General features: G+C 60.7%; 14 protein-coding genes and 1 pseudogene. 3 read left to right on the forward strand and 12 right to left on the reverse strand.

What is annotated here, in order from left to right:
• Positions 1-231: 231 nt before the first annotated feature.
• Positions 232-447: pseudogene (locus OCJ37_RS15070) on the reverse strand (transposase); the annotation flags it as partial.
• 159 nt (positions 448-606) lie between these two features.
• Positions 607-1,818 carry a hypothetical protein gene (locus OCJ37_RS15075; RefSeq protein WP_263110539.1) on the reverse strand — a complete coding sequence of 404 codons (1,212 nt, stop codon included), beginning with the start codon at positions 1,816-1,818 and terminating at the stop codon, positions 607-609.
• Positions 1,819-2,236: 418 nt separating this feature from the next.
• Between OCJ37_RS15075 and OCJ37_RS15080 the strand changes: the two genes are divergently transcribed.
• From OCJ37_RS15080 to OCJ37_RS15090, 3 genes are all read left to right on the forward strand, one after another.
• On the forward strand, positions 2,237-2,806 hold the full coding sequence (locus OCJ37_RS15080) for a hypothetical protein (protein ID WP_263110540.1): 570 nt from the start codon (positions 2,237-2,239) through the stop codon (positions 2,804-2,806).
• A 461-nt stretch (positions 2,807-3,267) separates the two neighbouring features.
• Positions 3,268-3,765: a hypothetical protein gene (locus OCJ37_RS15085; RefSeq protein ID WP_263110542.1), complete on the forward strand. Its 498-nt coding sequence runs from the start codon at positions 3,268-3,270 to the stop codon at positions 3,763-3,765.
• Positions 3,766-3,770: 5 nt separating this feature from the next.
• Entirely contained in the window at positions 3,771-5,591 is a 1,821-nt protein-coding gene (locus tag OCJ37_RS15090; RefSeq protein ID WP_263110543.1) for an XVIPCD domain-containing protein, read from the forward strand.
• Between the two features lie 150 nt (positions 5,592-5,741).
• On the opposite strand, the gene OCJ37_RS15095 is transcribed toward OCJ37_RS15090, so the two are convergent.
• The 10 genes from OCJ37_RS15095 to OCJ37_RS15140 all read right to left on the reverse strand — a co-directional run bounded on the left by OCJ37_RS15095 (position 5,742) and on the right by OCJ37_RS15140 (position 18,824).
• Positions 5,742-6,038, reverse strand: coding sequence for an XAC0095 family protein (locus OCJ37_RS15095; protein WP_263110544.1), 297 nt, complete (start codon positions 6,036-6,038; stop codon positions 5,742-5,744).
• Positions 6,039-6,206: 168 nt separating this feature from the next.
• Complete coding sequence (locus OCJ37_RS15100) at positions 6,207-9,320, reverse strand: type I restriction endonuclease subunit R (RefSeq protein ID WP_263110545.1); 3,114 nt, start codon at positions 9,318-9,320, stop codon at positions 6,207-6,209.
• A gap of 32 nt (positions 9,321-9,352) precedes the next feature.
• Positions 9,353-9,874 carry a DUF4411 family protein gene (locus OCJ37_RS15105; RefSeq protein ID WP_263110547.1) on the reverse strand — a complete coding sequence of 174 codons (522 nt, stop codon included), beginning with the start codon at positions 9,872-9,874 and terminating at the stop codon, positions 9,353-9,355.
• Entirely contained in the window at positions 9,874-11,037 is a 1,164-nt protein-coding gene (locus OCJ37_RS15110; protein WP_263110548.1) for an ImmA/IrrE family metallo-endopeptidase, read from the reverse strand. The genes OCJ37_RS15105 and OCJ37_RS15110 overlap by 1 nt, the downstream gene beginning before the upstream one ends.
• Positions 11,038-11,182: 145 nt before the next feature.
• A complete protein-coding gene (locus tag OCJ37_RS15115) occupies positions 11,183-12,097 on the reverse strand; it encodes a GIY-YIG nuclease family protein (RefSeq protein ID WP_263110549.1) in 915 nt (304 codons plus the stop codon).
• Positions 12,094-13,449 (reverse strand): restriction endonuclease subunit S, encoded by a 1,356-nt coding sequence (locus OCJ37_RS15120; RefSeq protein ID WP_263110550.1) that lies wholly within the window; start codon positions 13,447-13,449, stop codon positions 12,094-12,096. Before OCJ37_RS15120 ends, OCJ37_RS15115 begins: the two co-directional genes overlap by 4 nt.
• The gene (locus tag OCJ37_RS15125; RefSeq protein ID WP_263110551.1) at positions 13,446-15,287 is read right to left on the reverse strand and encodes a type I restriction-modification system subunit M; all 1,842 of its coding nucleotides are present in this window, start codon (positions 15,285-15,287) and stop codon (positions 13,446-13,448) included. The genes OCJ37_RS15120 and OCJ37_RS15125 overlap by 4 nt, the downstream gene beginning before the upstream one ends.
• A gap of 61 nt (positions 15,288-15,348) precedes the next feature.
• Positions 15,349-15,657, reverse strand: coding sequence for a type II toxin-antitoxin system RelE/ParE family toxin (locus tag OCJ37_RS15130; RefSeq protein WP_263110552.1), 309 nt, complete (start codon positions 15,655-15,657; stop codon positions 15,349-15,351).
• 6 nt (positions 15,658-15,663) lie between these two features.
• A complete protein-coding gene (locus OCJ37_RS15135; RefSeq protein ID WP_263110553.1) occupies positions 15,664-15,927 on the reverse strand; it encodes a YlcI/YnfO family protein in 264 nt (87 codons plus the stop codon).
• 239 nt (positions 15,928-16,166) lie between these two features.
• The gene (locus OCJ37_RS15140; protein ID WP_263110554.1) at positions 16,167-18,824 is read right to left on the reverse strand and encodes a M1 family metallopeptidase; all 2,658 of its coding nucleotides are present in this window, start codon (positions 18,822-18,824) and stop codon (positions 16,167-16,169) included.
• Positions 18,825-18,847: the final 23 nt, after the last annotated feature.

The raw sequence follows: 18,847 nt of genomic DNA on the forward strand, positions 1-18,847 counted from the left end.
GCTGGCAAGGCACGCTGGGAACGCCATGGACCTCAGTCTGTAGAGGTGTTCTTCCCGAACTCTGAAAACGGCGACTGGAGATCCATTGGCGTTTGCGCATTCCCCTCGCTACAAGCTGTGAACGACGCGCTGGAGAGCCCAGAGACAGAGCAAGTGACGGCAGACGTGAAGAAATCACCGACACCCCAGCCGTGTTGGCAGTCTATTCATCCCGTTTCTAGCAAACATCGGTTGTGCAGCCTGCATCCGCTCCAATACCTGATCCAGCACGCTGGCTTTGGCCCAGCGATTTATGCGGATATAGATCGTATGCCCATTGCCGAAACGCTTGGACAGGGCGCGCCATCTGTGCCCGTTCTCGGCTACAAACAAAATGGCGTTGAGTACCTGTAGGTCACTCAACGTCGCGTTGCCCCGTTGGCAAGGTAGTCTCCGATGATGTCGAATTGACGAGCGTCAGTTCCATGCGCATAGCCCAGCAAATAGTGTTAGCAGGCCCTCGCGGGCAATGTGGCAGGAGTCAGCACTGCGGTATGCAGCGCATCGGAGTGACCACATGCGACCGTCCTGTCAGGATCGAACGTCTGCTCGCGAACGGGCAATCGATCACTTGACGGATGGCGCGGTGATGGCCGGGCCGGCAGCCTTCTTGGCCACCTCGACCCTGCTCCAACTCAGCACTTGACTGGCAGGAATCAAGAAGCGCGGCTTGTGCTCATCACTAAGCCCACCAGGCGGCGATACATAGAAATCCGACCCCAACCGGGTCAATACATCGACTGACGGCAACACATACACGTTCGATCCGGGTTGCGCCCGCTCGCAGCGCGCTTCCGGCCAGGTCGCCTTGACGATCTGGCAGCCCTGCTCCGTCAATTGCAACTGCACGCTCGGCAGCATGCCGATGCCGAGCTTGCGCACGGTGACGTCTACTGTGCCAAGCAGCGCGCCGCTGTATGCCAAAACCATCAGTACCGCGGCACCTAGAACGCGAAAGCGTTTGGAAAACTGCACACGATGCGTTGCATACACCAGCCAATGAAAAAACACGACGATGAATACTACAACTGCAAGATAGAACCAGTCTGATCCTTTAGTCGGAGGCGCCACATAACCCACGGCAAATGCAGCGAGCGGCCAGAATGCCAAGTACACCAGCAGCATCAACGAAAGGGTGCCGCGAGGCCTACGCAGTACCGGCCAGTACCGCCGCACTCGATCCACATCCCAGACCACAGTCAATAGCGCCAGAGCAAGCGCACCAAGGCCAAAACCGAAAACAACTCCATAGGCCGCGAACCGAACGAATCCCCAGTGCTCGCAAAGCAGCAAAAATGCGTAGTACATAGCGCTAAGCAGGGCCGCTCCCGCGAACATCCATAGTCTACCGAAGACGCGCTCCCTCCTCCGACCCAATGCAAGCTGTGCGCGGCGGTAGTAAGACTTCAGCCCCTTACGCGGTGCATCGTCCTGTTTCGGCCGCAGTGGGACAACCAGCAGATGCTGATCGACCAGCAACCCGATCACCCACGCCGGCAACGCAAGCACCGCCAGGAAACCTAGCAGCGCGATCGCACCGAACAGCGCCACGGCGCTCAACACCACGCCAAGATCGCCGAGCGACAGCGACGGCACGTAACCGATGCGCAAGAAATGCGCCAGCACCATGCCGCCGCCCCAGCACGGTACCCACCATTTCAGGTCCACCCCGAACGTCTGGCGCAACATGCGCAACAACGGCGTGCCAGGCGCATCGCGCTTTACCGGCCGCTCACCAGCCTCACCACCGCCAGAGGCGGCCTCCTCGCTCTGCTGCATCGTGGTTCCTTGGCGCTTGGCCGCACTGTTTCCTGGCAGAGGTCAAGCATACTCAAGCCGCGCCCAAAGAATAGATGCAGCCCCACGCAACGGGAAGGACGTCGCTCACGCATGTCCGCGCGCGCTATCCAGCAATCGATCCGTGGCGGCGCCGAAGAACTGTCGGTTGCCTCCATGATCTACAACAGCGGCACGGTGGCGCAGTATCCTTTCCCCACCCAGCCAACGGTGGCACAGCCACTGATCCGATGTCATACAAGCAAGCATTAACGCGAGCCTGCCGAAGTGCTATTCCCGCCAACAGGGACAGGAGGCATCATCAACCGGATACGCGTAGAGCGCCGACATGAAAAGACCGAATCCCACGACTAGGCACAGGACGCGCCAGTTTCGCGAACCGCGGGAAGGAGCAGGCAACGTGAAAAAACGCACAATTGTTCCATTGGCCCTCGCACTCATTTTTTCGTCCACATCTTGTGCAACCACCGGCCTGACGACCGACAAAAACCAAGGAAGAGACATGAGCGAGCAAAGCAGAATTGACCCAGCCGAGTTGGGTCGTCGCTTTCTAGCGGTGATAAAGAGTGTCGACGGCTTCGACGAGCTATCAGCTGATTCCGTGCAACGCCTCATGGGAGTCCCGTTCACTACGGACGGGAGCAAAGGCTCCGGATTCTACGTGTTGAAATCCCCAACCGACGACCGGGAATACACCCTCACGTACAACTTTGACAAAAAATTTCCCAGGTACTCGAATGTAAAACTCGAAGTTTCTGAATCAGGAACCGAAAATGAGGCAACGCCGAATCCGTGCGACTTAGCGCTGAAAGATTACGATGCGTCGTTAAAGCAATTAGGCTTCAAAGCCGAACCGACGTCATACAACGAATTCGGTTGGGCACTCGCTTTCTATTATTCGCGCAACGACATATACGCCCAGGTCGTCCCGCAGAACAAGGCATTGAAATCCCCCCGAAAGCGCAGATAAAAGTTGCGTCGAAGAGATCAGCATTCACGATGCCAAGGAATGACGAGGATGTCGACTGCCAATGTGTCTCCATTGTCGGGCGCCTCCACTGGCAGTCAACGCCGAAAGCGCCATCCCGTAGCAGATCCATAGCAAGGCCGAAGGACTGACTGGACAGCCGGTCATTCGATCGGTTCGTGGCCTTGGTCTACGACAACAACCTGGTAGCGCAGTACCATGTCGCCACCTGTACCTCCGCCATGACCCTTTCGACGCCATGAACATCAGATTTGGTACCCGCCGGGACGCTGAAGCATGAAGATAGAACTTGGCATTGGACACGCCCACTTTCGCGGCAGCGACACGAAGGAGCACGCGACGTGACAAGAATTTCAAATATCTTACTAGCCTTAGCGTTCACTACCTCTTCAACCTCTTGTGCAACCACGGGTATGGCAGCCGATGAAAGCCAAGGAAGAAACATGAACCAGCACACCGAAATGAGCCCGAACGAATTGGGGCGTCGCTTTCTAGCGATGATAAAGGAAGCAAAGAGCTTTAAGGATCTATCGGCGAATGCCGTGCAACGCTCAATAGGAACGCCATTCAATCCAAACAAGACTGAGGAAAAAGGATTCTATACGCTCAACCTGCCCGGGGGCGAATGGCAATATAGCGTAATTTACAATTTTGATGAAAAATTTCCTGAATATTCCAACGTCTCATTTAAACTAATTGAGTCGAAAAATTCAACAAATCCCCCACACCCCCCCTGCGACTTACTAGTTGAAGAATATGCCAGAGAATTGAAGTCGGCCGGATTTACAACTCAACCAGAGTCCCACAACGAAATCGGCAGACTATTGTCTGTGCAGTACACACGCAACGATATGTTTGTTCAAATTATCCCGCAAGACCAGGCTTCCAAAACCGGACAACTTTGCATCGAGACGATCAGCGTTCGCGAATTTGAGGAGTGACGGGGATGGCAACCGCAAATGCACAATTGCAGACTGCATTGGCAAGTTTTTCCAGCCAGCCGGGCATGACGCCTGATCAAGAGGCGCAATTGCGAGCAGCGCTCTCGGTCGATCAAGACCTTGTAGAACGCCTAAATCAACAAGCTGCCAGTGGCCACCTCAATGGATTCGCATTAAGTCCGAGCGGCGCAGACTCGTTGATTGGCTCTTACGACAAGTCGTCCGGCATCGTGACCCTGCCGGCACTCCAGGCCGGACCAGCCGCAGCCGCCGATTTGCGCGCTGCATTGCGCCTGCAGGAAATGAGCATACGCTTCGCTCATAGCACCTACATCGATGGCCATCAACAAAGCCAGGCCGTGACGCCGGACATGGTCACCAACCTGCAAGCGACCATCAACAGTTCGCCGGCTTTGGCAAACGAAATGAAACGCGCTGTCACGACGATCGACAGCAGCAACAGCCGAGATAGACAGCAGCATATGCTGCTCGAGAATTTCGCACCGCTCAGCGGCACGGTCGCGGGCGGCACGTTCAATCCGGCAGACAAGACGATGAGCATTCCACCCAGCACGCTGGGACCATCGCCAAGCCAATTCAACCGGCATAACGCCGTCGACCTGACATTTGTACTGGGGCACGAAACCCAGCACGCCTTCAACCAAGTGTCGATGGCACCTGCTTACCGGCAGTTCGACGAAGCCGCCAAAGCGATTGCGAGAGACGACAACCCGATCAACGACTACACCGTACCGATCGAAAATTTGGTTGAGAGCAATCGCCAGGACGAAGCCAAAGCACAGATTTCAGGGTGGAACGCGTTGTTAGATAGGGTACGACAGCACGATCCTGCAGCGAACTTGACCACAATGATGAACGTCCCGAGCAATCGCATGAAGGACTTCGTCAAACCCGACCCATCCAATCCCGGCCAAGCCCAAGCACGACCGGGCTTGAGCTTCGACGCCGATGGCTCACTCCCGATGACACCGGAGAATATTGCCACGCAGGGACGCTATTACTTCGACAAAGCCGCAAGAGGCACCCCTGGCCTGCCGTTGGACCAGACGACCAGCATCGGCTTCCACGGCGATTCGGACTACCCCAATTACTACGGCGCCGGCGCCGTGAGCCGCGCGATTGCGATCGATCGCGCCTATGCGCACCCGGTCGGCGGCGTCGCGCCGCAAATGCACCTGAACATGCAGCGCCTGCATTTCAATGAGACCTTGCTGGAGCACAACGGCATCACCTTGCCACAGGCCACCGCGACTACCCCACAGGCGTACTGGGATACCAGCACTACCCCGCCAACCAGCGGCCTGCTGCAACACACCCGGGACTCGCACCAGCACATCAGTCCAACGCCGGAGCTTGATCCTCCGCAGGCAGGACGTGCCCAGCCGGGCGACCCTGGACATCCCAACACCCCCTTGTTCGAGAAGATCCGCGATGGCGTGCGCGGGCTGGATCAACAGGCCGGCAAACCGTGGGACGAGAACAGCGAACGGCTGAGCGCGAGCCTGTTGCTGTTGGCTGGCGAAAAGGGCTTCACGGCGAAGGACGACCTGAAGATCGCGGCCAACACGCCCACCGCTACCTTGGGCAGCGGCGAGGTGGTGCACCTGTGGCGCACCGGCCATCCATCGCCCGATCCCGCCGCGCACCGAGCGCACATGCCCATGCAGGAAGCGCTCGCGGTACCAGCGGAACAGCGCTTCGTACAACTGGATGTGATGCAACAGCAAGCCAGGACAGAGGAACTGCAGCGCAGCCAACAGCAAGAGACCGTGCAGGCGCAATCGGCGCCGGTGCGTTCGATGTAGACACCGCAAGCCCTCCTCTCGTGCGCCAGTGCGGGCGGCATCGGCCCAGTCGCGGTGGCGCTAGCAGCTGCGAGCGACGGGCTGCACAACAGCGGCGACTCCATCGACCAGAGACTGCACGCAGGGGCGAATGGCGACTCGTCTACCCGGTCATGGCGCCCCGCTATCGGCGCCGTAGCCCTGTGGATGATACGAAGACTGACGTTGCGCCGGCCACGACACCTCGCGCAGCAACATGTCCAGCTGCTCCGCAAGCAGTTCCATGCATACTGCCAGTTCGCCCGCACGCACCTTCGGTGCGGCCTCGCGCTCTTCGTCCACAGTACGTGGCTGCGCTAGTCGCGCTAGGAACCGCATGTGATCGCGCAGCTGCTGCAGGCGGCACTGCGCTTCTTCTGGCAGGTAATAGCCAGGATCCGAATCGGGATGACGGGCGGCCTCGGTCATAGCATCTCTCGCCAAACGGCATGAAGATCCACCCGTTGTCGGAGGTGGTAGCCCGCTGTACGAGGAGTTTCTAGGCTCCGTTTAGTAATATTGCTACTTGCAGTAGGGAACGTCAAGGTGCTTGAAAGCAAGTGGTAGATAGCCAACTTGAGCCAACCATCTACCTACTTAGGGGAGTCGGGGCGGTTCTCCAGACAGCGATCGTGCTCGCAGCGCCTCATACAGCTGCGCCGGACCGAGAAGGATGTCCTTCAACCCATCGCGAACGCGCTCAGAGTCCAACGCCTGCGTGCTCATCGTCTGGTGTGCTTCGAATGCATCCATGATGGCGTGCATCAGCGCCTCTTTCAGGTCGGGCGAGTTGGCGAACTGCTCCTTGCTGTTGCTGCCCGCCTGCTGCACCAGCGTGTCGTTCTCCAGAAGCTTTCCCTTGATGACGCCATTAACGTAGACCAATTGATCATCATCGGTCAGCTCCCCTTGGAAAAGGCCATTCACCTTCTCGATGATTTCCACCAAGTAGGCCTGTTGCTTCTCCTGTACTGATCCACTGCCTACCGCATCCATCGGCGCCAGCTTGTAACTGCCGTCCTGATTGAGGCCCATCGGCTGCTTGCCGCGACCCTTCAACGTGTGGTGCGTGAGGACGACCTTGGAAAGGTCCACTGTATCGCGCTCCCGCCCGAATTCGAGCAACGGAATCAGGCGTCGGAAGAACAGAAAGCGCTTTTCGATGTCGGTGTTGCCATAGTCGAAGATCTGGCCAAGGAATGCGTAAAGACGCATATAGGCGCCCATGTCGTTCTTGAACAGGATCAAAGCGTCCAGCTGATCCTTGGCGGCCTTCGCCGTCTTCTGGTCATCCCGGGCTTCGGATTCGATCTTCTCTTGCTGCAAAGCCTTGTATCGCTTCAGCAGGCGATCGGCCACAGGCGCAATGGCAGCATCCAGCTGCTTCTGCGTGCCCGCAGAATCCATTTCAACACGCGCTACGCGCTCGACCTCAAAGCTATCGTAGTAACCTGCTGCATCCAGCTTCGCACGCAAGTCATACACCTGATTCGGATCAGTGACCGACGCAAGCTCCGCGGTCTTGTAGTAGGTTCTGAAGGCCTTCAGGATCTCGGCAGGATCGTTGACGAAATCGAGCACATACGTCGTGTCCTTTCCAGGATAGGAACGATTGAGCCGCGACAACGTCTGCACCGCCTGGATCCCGCCCAGCATCTTGTCCACGTACATGCCGCACAGCAGCGGCTGGTCGAAACCCGTCTGGAACTTGTTAGCCACCAGCAGCAGGTGATAGTCCGGCTCCTTGAAGACCTCGCGGATGTCACGCCCACGCAGGCCCGGGTTCAGCAGCTGATTCGATTCGGCGACTGCATCGGGGAAGCTATCCGGGTCATTGACCTCACCCGAGAACGCCACTAGCACGCCCAACGCATAGTGCTGCCGCTCAATATAGCTGCGGATGGCCTTTTGCCAGCGCACTGCCTCCTTGCGACTGCCGACCACGACCATCGCCTTGGCTTTCCCGCCAAGCAACGGCTGCACGTTCTCGCGGAAGTGCTCTACCACTACCTGCACCTTGCTGGCGATGTTGTAGGGATGCAAGCGCACCCACTGCATGATCCCTTTCAACGCCGAACTTCGCTCTACTTGGAGCTGGTCGTACTCTTGCCCATTGTGTGCAAGCTTGAAGGCCAGGTTATAGGTGGTGTAGTTCTTCAGCACATCGAGGATGAACTTCTCCTCGATTGCCTGCCGCATCGAGTAGACATGGAAGGGCTTTGGCAGTCCGTCTTCAGCTTTGCGGCCAAACAGCTCCAATGTCTTGGCCTTGGGTGTGGCGGTGAAAGCCACGTACGTCAGGCCTTTCACGCTCGCACGTGCTTCCATCTGCGCGGCGAGCAGCGCTTCGGTATCGACTTCCCCACCATCCTGCAGTTGCGCCCACTCCTCTGCGGAAAGCACCTGCTTGAGCTTGACCGCGGCCTCGCCGGTCTGCGAGCTGTGCGCCTCGTCGGCGATCACTGCGAAACGCTTGCCCTCGGTCGCCGCAAGCTCCTGCACGGCCTGCAGTGCAAAGGGGAAGGTCTGGATGGTGCAGACAATGATTTTCTTGCCGTCCTTCAATGCCTGGGTCAGCTGCGCGCTCTTGCTGCCGGATTCGTTGGTAATGCTGGCCACCACGCCAGTGGTACGCTGGAAGTCAAACAAGGCCTCTTTCAGCTGCGCGTCTAACACCGTGCGATCGCTCACCACCAGTACGCTGTCGAACAGCTTGGTGTGGAGTTTGTCGTGCAGATCCGCCAGGAAGTGCGCGGTCCAGGCGATGGAGTTTGTTTTGCCCGAACCGGCCGAATGCTGGATCAGATAACGCCCACCCGCGCCATTAGCAAGCACATCGGTGACCAGTTGTCGTGTCGCATCCAGCTGGTGATAGCGGGGAAAAATGACGCTGGCCAGCTGCTTCTTGTCGTCGCGCTTGCCAATCAAATAACGATGCAGGATGTCCAGCCAGCTTTCGCGCTGCCAAACTTCTTCCCAAAGGTAAGCTGTGGCGTAGCCGTGAGGATTGGGCGCGTTGCCCGCGCCACCGGCATTACCGCGATTGAACGGCAGGAAAGAGGTTTCGGTGCCCGCCAGCCGCGTGGTCATCATCACCTCGGACTGGCTCACCGCAAAGTGCACCAGCGCGCCGCCAGGGAATCCCAGCAATGGCTCCTGCACCCCTCCCTTAGGCTGCGGATGCCGGTCGAATCGGTATTGGTCCACGGCATCGTCCACGCTCTGGGTGAAGTCGCTCTTCAGCTCGGCGGTGGCAACCGGGATGCCGTTGAGGAACAGCACCAGATCCAGTTCGTCACCGGAATTGTTAGGCGAATGGCGGACCTGCCTCACCACACGCAGCCGGTTTGCCGCATACCTGGCCTGGATGTCCGGGTTGATCGCGAGTGCCGGCTTGAACTGCGCCAGCTCCAGCGGCTCGCGCAAGCCCAGCATCTCCACGCCGCGGCGCACCACATCCAACGTGCCGCGCTCGTTGAGGTTCTTGCGCAGGCGCTCAGCCAGCACCTGCGGCAGTGCGGGGCCGTGCGTCTTGCCCAGGCGCTGCCAGCTGTCTGGTTGCGTCGCCTCGATCCATGCCAGCAGATCGGGCAGGAACAAGCCGCTCGCTCGGTCGAACAAGTCCGCATCGCCCTCCTCGTGCAGCCAGCCACTGGCCGCAAGGTGCGCGCAGATCTCTCGCTCGAAATGGTGTTCCTGGTGCAGATTCATCCGATCCCCTGTTGGCATTCTTTGCTGCTTATTTAAATCAATGGTGCCGGCGCCGCCGGAAGCGCGGGAGGCCCCAGCACGAATCGCGCGCGTTCCTGTCGAAGCATCTGGTATGGCGTCAAGAAGCGCACGCCAAGCCCTACACAGACGTTGGGAATCTTGATCTTCCTTGTTGAATTGGCTGGCACTTCATGCGTCACCACGGCGTGGCCTGCCGCCAACGCGAACGCCACCAGCCAGTAATCGGCGACCTGCAGAAAGGTGTTCACCGCGACCGGCTCGTATTGCTGGCTAGCAACCCATGCGCTGACCCGCGCAGCAGCAGCCAACACCGCATTGTCAGGCGGAAGGAAGAATGCATCGCCGCGCGCGTGCGCCCACACGGCCAGATCGTCCTCACCGGCCTGTAGCTCTTCGCCAACCTGGCGAATGCTGAAAACATTCCCGGCCGCATGCTTCATCACCAGCCAATCCCAGAACGCCGGGCAGAAATCGAACCCGTATTGCAGGTTCTTGGCCTGGATAAAGACATTTGCATCCAGCAGATAAGCCATCAGGTCGGCAGTCCCAGTGAGCGGCCAAGCTCGTTGAATGTTCCTGTCTTCGCGATTCCCAGCATCTGGAAGGCGTCGCGATATAGCGTACGGCCTTCGAGCGTGCTCTCCACCAGGGAACGGGCAAAACGCTTGCCCACCCGCGCGGTTGTCGTGCTATAAAAATCGCCACCACCACTGCTTGTTGCCTGGATCGCCGCCAACCGAGCCTGCTCGGCACGAAATGCCTGCCAGAAGGCATCGCGGCTTAGCCTGCCGGCATCTAGCATCCTGCGCAGCACCACCAGCGTGCTGACCTTGAACTCCCGCGCGAGCCTGCGCAGCGCTTCTTCCAACAGCTCGCCATCACGCAGGGCCGCAACAAACACGGGCAAAGGCACCAGCAACTCGGCGGCAACCTGGTTGCACCAGCGTTCAACGTCAGCGCCATGTTGCGGCCGGCCGGCTCCCTCGACGCCGGCATCGCTCAACGCCGATTGCCCAAGCCACAGATGCGCCAGTTCGTGTGCCAGCGTGAACATCTGCGCGGACTTGCTATCCGCTCCATTGATAAACACCAGCGGCGCCAGCGCGTCCGTCAACGCAAACCCGCGAAATTCCTCAGGATTCAGAATACGCGTGTTGTTACTGCCCACCACGCCGCTGACCATCACCAGCACGCCAAGCGCGTCGGCCTGGGCAATGAACAAGCGCAATGCCTCGGTCCAGCTGGGACATTCCCGTCGCGCCTGCACGCTGAACCCCAGCGTCAGCCGCAACTGCTCGGCGGCACGTTCTGGCGTAATGGAAAGGTCCATGCTTCCGATGAACGGCAACGGCCGCTGGCCCGTGACTAGCGCCTCATCGCGATACCAGGCCTGTCGAGCTTGGCAGGCATAGAGCGTGTCCAGCAGGTCGGCGCCCGGCCGGGCGACGGCACGATCCCCGATGGTACGAAAGTCCGGAATGGGAAGCGGTTCCTCGGGCGGCCTCGGCAGGAAGAAGTAGCCCACGGGCGCGTGCGTCGCACGCGCATAGCTTTCAAGCTGCCGCAGCGTGGGCTGCAGATCACCCGCCTCCCACTCCGGCAGCTTTGGGAACCGCACTGTCAACGCCCGCGCATCCAGACCCGCGCGGTCCCGCGCCCAGCGCAACAATTCAGGTTGGACATCAACTCGTATCATTTGAAGAGTTTAACCAAGACGCCGCGAGCGGCTCCATGTGATCGCCAGTGTTGCCTAAGAAAATCAAAGTGGCCTATGTTAAAGCCAGCCTAGAACATGGATGGCTCATCGGCGCTGCCTTGCCCCCTCCTGATTGCCGCTCCAGTCACCCAACAACGACTTCGCCCGAATGGCGACCGCTCACAGCACCCACACCATCCTGCACTGCCTGTCGCTCAACCGTATCTAAGGAACGGCCGGAAGCATCTTTCCAATCGTCCCAGCCGTTGGACGAGCGACCCAGCAGCAATCCAGATGCAGCACTGGGCGACCGGAACAGGTGGTCGACCTCAAACCGGATCTGAGCCCCCCGAGCGGATAGCACCCCCTGCTCCAGCAACTCCTTACGCGTCGCGATCAACCGATCAGGGACTGATGCGACCGTTTCAAAGCGTCCAGTAGAGCCCTTCAGGACCACCATGCCCTCGGTGGTGTACTCGCCAAGGCCTTCGGTCTCTGGACCACGGCAGTGATAGCGAGGCTTCTGAACCGCGGCAGAGGCCTGTAGCTTTCGCAGTGGCTCGAAGATCGGATAGCCCATCGTCGCCAGCAGCACTCGGAGTGTCTGGTGGATCTCGCGGCAATCCGCTTCCATCGGCGCAGGCGCGTGCGGCCGTCCACCACCGGTCCCATTGTGCAATTGATAACGCCCGGCCTCTTTGGCTTGCTGGATGGAACACCACTCAAGGTAAATTGCATGCGTGTTGGTCAGGCTCTGGGTCAACGAGACCGCCACCACTGCACGGTTCCAGAAATCCTTTTTTGTGTTGTGCTCGGACAACCGTTGCCTCAGCAGTCCACTCTGTCCGATATAAGCCTGCTCGCGACCACTCGTCTCATCCTCGCCAAAAAGGAAATACACGCCCACCTGCTCAGACTCCGGCATCGCCAAAAATTCGGCCACGAGGCTGCGCGGCACTTCGATCATCCGCACAATGCGCGTGGTGATCTCGGCAACACGCACGCCCTGCGGATCCCCGGAGGGGAGAAAGATCTGGATGGTCTGTGGATGACTGTTCATATGGCGATGTTCTCAACTTGGCCGCGCACGTCGATCTTGCCTGTGACGGCGGCGGCGATTAGGGCGCTGCGACGCTCCTTGAGAAGGCCAATACCAGTTTCGGCCTCATCTTTGAGGGTGTCCAGCTTGCTTACCTTGATCTCAAGAAAATTAATAATCTCTTGCTGCTCCTCAACTGGAGGCTTGGCCATCATGAGCCTCGCGATATCCGTCATATAAATCGTCTGATGGGTGGATCCCATCATCAACCGATTAAACTCCGGCTGCATACCTCGAAGTACATAAAGAAGAAATTCCGACAAAAGATCCTGCTTGCAAATCCAATTCACGAAATCTTGAGTGGTAGCCATCTCGCAACCCATGATGGCGGAATAACCGACCGAGGCGGTGCGGGACAGAATTACAGTTCCCCTTGGAAGCAACCTTGCTGAGGAATTGGCAAGACCGAGCTCGCTCACCAACTCTTTCGTTTCGTTCACGTACTTGACCTTGCCCGATCGAATTTGCCACACATCCGCAAGTGAGAACCACGGAATGGTGCATCCTTCCCAGTATTCCGGGTGCTGCCGGCTTGGCGTATGCCCAGACTCACGCTTGGCAAAAGATTGAATCTTGCCGACATCCCAATGCGCCGGCACATCGCCCAGCCAGACGATGCCGGAATCCTTCATTGGAGCGTCTGGGTTCAGGCCTTTAGTGACGGCGTGGGAGATGGTGGCTTGGCGCTTTTCGGCCAGCAGGGCGATGAGTTTTTCCTGCTCGGCAATCAGCGCGTCGATCTTGGCGGTTTCGCGATCGAGGAAGGCGGCGATGGCGGCCTGCTCATCCGTCGGAGGAAAAGCCCAAAAAAGATTACGCACGAAATCATCAGGCACACGCTTTTGTCCGCCTGCGCCATACATGCTTGCCGTTCCCTGTTCACGAAAATTTGGTGATCGAAAGATCCAGTTCACCAATGGGCCGCTGACTTCTGACGGATTTGGGCGCACGACAATCAGCTCGGTAGTGCCAAAGCCGACGCCGTAGTGCAACCCAGCCATCAAAGCGCCTTTGCCGTTCTCGAAACACGGAGTGATTTTTGCAACCGACACGTCGCCATCGCGAAAGTATGTGTAGCCGGTTTCCACCTCGGAAATAGGACGCGTCCTTTCAAGATTGAGACTACCGTTGTCACCGATGGCCTCCATCGGCAAAAAAGAAACTTCTGAGTCACGGTCCATCGAGGAAATCTCTGCCTTCGACGGATTGAGCTGCATGGCGAAGCGCATCCGCTTCACTCCCCAATGCGCTGGCACCTCGCCAAGCCAATCGAAGCCACTGTCCCTGTACTCCGGATACATCGGCAACGTCATTCCGCCAGTTCCCCCAGCATTTTCATGATGCTGGCCGTCACCGCCTTCAGTTCCTCATCGATGGTGTGCAGGCTGCGCGGCGGCTCGAACACGTAGAAGTGGCGGTTGAATGGGATCTCGTAGCCTACCTTGTTCTTGTCCTCGTCGATCCACGCATCCGGCGCATGCGGCAGCACTTCGCGGGCGAAGTATTCGCTGATATCTTGATCCAAGGGCACGTTCTCGGTATCGCGCAGGGCGCTGTCCGGCTGCGGCTTGCCCTTCTGCTTGCCCTTGAGGCCCAGCACCACGTTGCCGGCCTCGTCCTTCAACGGGCGCTCGACGGTGATGGTGGTGTAGCCGAAATCCTCGTTCTTGAAGATGCGCGCGATGGGAACGCGCTTGAGGCGGCCGCCTTCCGGGGGCTGCGGTGCGGCCTGCGTATTGGTCACCAGCTGCGGCTGGCCCAGCGCGTTGCCGGCGGCGTCGAGCACGCTGACCAGCTCGGCCTCGGCAAAGTCGCCAAACAGGCGGGTGACGGTGTCGATATGGGCCGGCGCCATCTCCTTGCGCTTGGAACCCAGGCTCTTGCGCATCTTCTGCCAGAAGCTGCCGGCATCGATCAGCTGCACCCAGCCCTTTCGGTCGTCGGGCTTCTTGTTGGACAGGATCCACACATAGGTGGCGATGCCGGTGTTGTAGAACATGTCGGTGGGCAGGCCGACGATGGCTTCCACCAAGTCGTTTTCCAGCACATAGCGACGGATCTCGCTTTCGCCGCTGCCAGCGGCGCCGGTGAACAATGGGGAGCCATTGAGCACGATGCCGAAACGGCTGCCGCCGTCGCGCGCCGGGCGCATCTTGCTGAGCAGGTGCATCAGGAACAGCATCGAGCCATCGGACACCCGCGGCAGGCCGGGGCCGAAGCGGCCATCGAAGCCCTTGGTTTCGTGCTCGGCACGCACGCTCTTTTCGACCTTCTTCCATTCCACGCCGAACGGCGGGTTGGACAGCATGTAGTCGAACTTATGCCCGGCGTGGCCATCATCACTGAGCGTATTGCCGGGGACGATGTTCTCCACCGCCTGGCCTTTGATCAGCATGTCGGCCTTGCAGATGGCGTAGGACTCGTCGTTGAGCTCCTGGCCGTACATGGTCAGCCGCGCCCGCGGGTTGTGCTCGGCCAGGTATTCGCCGGCGATGGACAGCATGCCGCCGGTGCCAGCGGTGGGGTCGTAGATGGTGCGCACCACGGCATTGCCGGGCGTCAGCACGTCGTCGTCCTCGATGAACAGCAGGCCGACCATCAGCCGGATGACCTCGCGCGGCGTGAAGTGCTCGCCGGCGGTCTCGTTGGAGATTTCCGCGAACTTGCGGATCAGTTCTTCGAACACCGAGCCCATGGTGGCGTTGTCCACCGCATCGGGGTGCAGGTCGATATTGGCGAACTTCTCGGTGACCAGGTACAGCAGGTTGGCCTTGGCTAGTCGGTCGACCTGGGTAAAAAAATCAAATCGCTCGAAGATATCGCGCGCCGCCGGCGAAAACGCCTTCATGTAGGTATAGAGGTTCTGGCGGATGTTGTCCTGGTCGCCCAGCAGCTTGGCCAGGTTCAGCGGCGAGGTGTTGTAGAAGCTTTGCCCAGCCTTACGCAGCAGGAAGGGCTCAGGATTCAGGCCAGCTTTGGTCTTGGCATCCAGTTCTTTCAGGACGGCAGCCTTGGTTGGCGCGAGCACGCAGTCCAGACGGCGCAGCACAGTGAACGGCAGGATGACCTTGCCATACTCATGCGGTTTGTAATCACCGCGCAGCAGGTCAGCAACAGACCAGATGAAGGCGGAAAGGGAAGCGTGGTTCAAAGTAATGTTTCCAGAGGGAGAATGGTGCATCCGTAGGATCGAGTCGGGTGCAGCAGGGATATCAGTGATAGTCGTCTTCGCGCTGATGCCGAACTGCCAGTACGGTGACGCATTGGCTGTCCTCGACCTCGAACAGCAGCACATAGCCGCTGGCGCCAAAGCCGATGACCAACTCACGCAGAAATGGATCACCCAGGCGGGCTTTGCGGCAGCTCAATGGCGCAAGTTCAAGCACGGTGATGCCGTCTCGGATGGCCTGCAGCGCACGCTCGGCCACGGTGAAGTCGCCCTCTGCACGTTGCAGCAGCCAGTCGTAGAGGCGCGAGAGGTCTTCGCGCGCTTCCTCCGTGAAGCGGACGGTAAATCTCACGCTGGCTTAGCCCTTCCGGGCCGTATCCAGCTGGGACTGCAGTCCAGCCAGCACGTCTTTCGCTTCAATGTAGCGGCGCGACTGCCGGGCGCTGTCGCGCGATGCCAGGCCACGCGCGACAAACGCATCCTGCTGTTGCCGCAGCTGCACTTGGGCGCGCACGGACTGCTCGACGAAGCTGGACAGGGTTTCGCCCTTTTGCAACACCGCCTCGGCGGCCTCGCGTAGCGCAGGATCGACCCGAAGCGAAGGAAGGGATGCGGATTTCATGCGACACCTCATGCATTGCAATTGCAACGCATGATGGCAGGTGGGTGCTGCGACTTCAACTTCGCCGCTGTCCTCGGCAAGCGACGCGGGCCTTACAACCCGCGCGCACCACCCGCCCGCCCTCTACCCCAATTGGGTAGATTTCTACCCAATCTGGGTATTTGCAAAGCCTTTTGGCCGGGCCGGGCAAAGGCTCCCTGATCGGGAGCCAGCCGCACTCAACCAGCCACCGCCCACCCTCACCCCTTCCGCCCCCCCAACCACGCCTTGATCTCCGGCACCCGCTGCGCCCGCAGCTTCACCCGCGTGCGGATATCGGCAATCGCCGCCTCCGCATCCCGCCGCGACGTTGCAGCGAGGTAGCGCTCGGCATAGGCCTGGATCTTGTCGACCATCTTCAGGTCGTCGGAGCCGGCGCCCAGGTGCGGGTAGTAGCGGGCGCGGGAGGTAGTGTCGATCAAGGTGTCCACGCGGGTGCGGTGGGCCACGGCGAAATCGAAGGCCAGGTCCGGGTGCTCGCGCGCGACGCTCGAGATCATGGAGGCGCTGTTGGTGGCGCCGGGCTCGTCGGTCAGCGCCATGTCCAGGGCGCGTTGCGCCAGGGCGTCGTTCTTGGCGGCGGCCAGCAGCAGGTAGTCCTGGTCGCGGATCATCGCGGCGGTTTCCTGCTGCGCCATGCGGTGCAGGGCGTCCCAGGTGGCGGCGTCGGCGTTGCGCGCGACGATGCCCAGCACGCTGTTGCGCAGTTCCGGCGGCAAGGCCTTGGGATCGGCCTGGAACGTGGCGAAGCGGCGGTGCGCTTCGGCGATCACGTTGGCGTCGCCCATGCCGCCGAGGGTGTCGATCAGGCGCGCGCGCAGTTGCTGGACCTGGGCGGAATCGCCTTTGCGGTCGTCCCAGCCCAGCGTGGCGAACTCGGGCGCCAATCGCGACAGCGCGTAGCGGCGCCAGGCCGCCTGGGCCTGCGGGTCGCCCTGGAACATGTCGTCGATGTCGGCGTAGATGCCGGACACGGCGGCCCACAGGTCCGGCGCGGCGCCCACCGGCACCTTGTCGGCCAGGCCGAGCAGATCCGCTTGCGGTTGCAGGCCGACGCTGGCCAGTGCGCTGGTATCCAGCAGCACGCCGAGCTGGTCCACCACCGGCAATGTGCCGAACCCGTCGGTCAGCGCCTTGAACTGCGCGGGCGCGTACAGCGTGCGGTAGTAGCCCTTCTGCCCGGCGTTGACCAGCACCGGAGCGGCGCAGCCGGGCAGTTGCAGCTGCGCGTTGCCGTCCACCAGCACGCGCACGTCTTTGTCGCCGCTGCGCACGGCCACCGGCACGTGCCAGTGCAGCGGTTGTTTGTCGGGGCGGTCGAGGGTGTATTCGCCCTGCTCCAGGCGCACGACGGTGGTGCCGGCGTTGCAGCTTGTCGCGACTTTGATCAGCGGCACGCCGGGCTGCAGGGTGAAGTCGTGCGCCACCTGCAGGAACTGCTTGCCGGGGGCGGCGGCGTCGATTTCCTGCCACAGATCGCCGGTGACGGCGTTGCCGTAGGCGCGCTTGCCGATGTAGCGGCGCACGCCGTCGCGCCATGCCTCGGCGCCGACGTAGTCCTCGAGCATGCCGATCACCGCCGCGCCCTTCTGGTAGGTGATGCCGTCGAAGGCCTGGCTGGCCTGTTCGACGGTGGCCACGGTCTGCACCACCGGGTGGGTGGTGGCGTAGGCGTCGCGGCCCATGGCCGCGCGGCTGTCGTGGGCCGGGCCGGTCCTGTCGATGTCCCACTCCGGATGCAACTTGGCGGTGGTGCGGCCTTCCAGCCAGGTGGCGAAGCCTTCGTTGAGCCACAGGTCGTCCCACCAGGCCATGGTCACCAGGTCGCCGAACCACTGGTGCGCGATCTCGTGCGCGGCGGTGGTGAACACGCGCTGGCGGTCGGTGACGTCCGACACGGCCGGGTCCAGCAACAGCGAATGTTCGAAGGTGAAGATGGCGCCCCAGTTCTCCATGGCGCTGAAGAACTGGCTGCTGCCCGGCGCGGCGATGTTGTCCAGCTTGGGCAGCGGGTACGGCACGCCGAAGTAGGCGTTGTACTCGCGCAGCACGTCGCGGCCGGACTCCAGCGCGAAACGCGCCTGCTCGGCCTTGCCCTGCTGCGCGATCACGCCGATCTCGGTGCCGTTGTCGCCGGTGAGCGCGGTACGCTCGAAATCGCCCATGCCCAGGAACAGCAGGTAGGTGGACATCTTCGGCGTGGTCTGGAACGCCACGCGCTTCAAGCCATGGCCGAGGTCGGTGGTGCTGGCCACGGGCATGTTGCCGACCACGCTCTGCGCGGCCGGCGCGATCACCGCCAGGTCGAAGGTGGCCTTGAAGTCGGGTTCGTCCCAGGACGGCAGGAAGCGGCGCGCGTCGGAATTCTCGAACTGCGTGTACAGCGCGCGGCGCTGACCGTGCGGCGTGGCGTAGTCCAGCGCGAACAGGCCGTTGGCCTGGGTGTTGATGATGCCGCTGTAGGCGATGGTCAGCACGTAGCTGCCGGGCGCCAGCGGCTTGGCGAAGACGAAGCTGGCGGTCTGCGCCTCGGCGTCGGCGACGACCTTGGCGACCAGTGCGGCCTTGGCGTTGCCGCCGGTGAGGGTGCTTTGGCCGAAGCGCAGGTCGGCGGCCTGCAGCACGATGCGGTCGGTGGGCTGCAGCACGTCGAGTTCGATCCGGACCTTGCCGTCGAAGCTCATCTTGTCGGCGTGCGGGGTGATCTCCAGCGCGTAGTGGCGCGGCCTGGCGGTGCGCGGCAATTGCGTGGTGACCGCGGCGGCGACGCCGGGCGCGGGGCCATCCGGCTGGGCCAGCGTGCACGGGGAAACGCTGGCCAAGGCCAGGGCAATGGCGGTCGTCAGGATCTGGCGCATGGGGGTCCTTGAATGGGCCGGCG

It is taken from the genome of Xanthomonas sp. AM6, assembly GCF_025665335.1.
Classification (GTDB): domain Bacteria; phylum Pseudomonadota; class Gammaproteobacteria; order Xanthomonadales; family Xanthomonadaceae; genus Xanthomonas_A.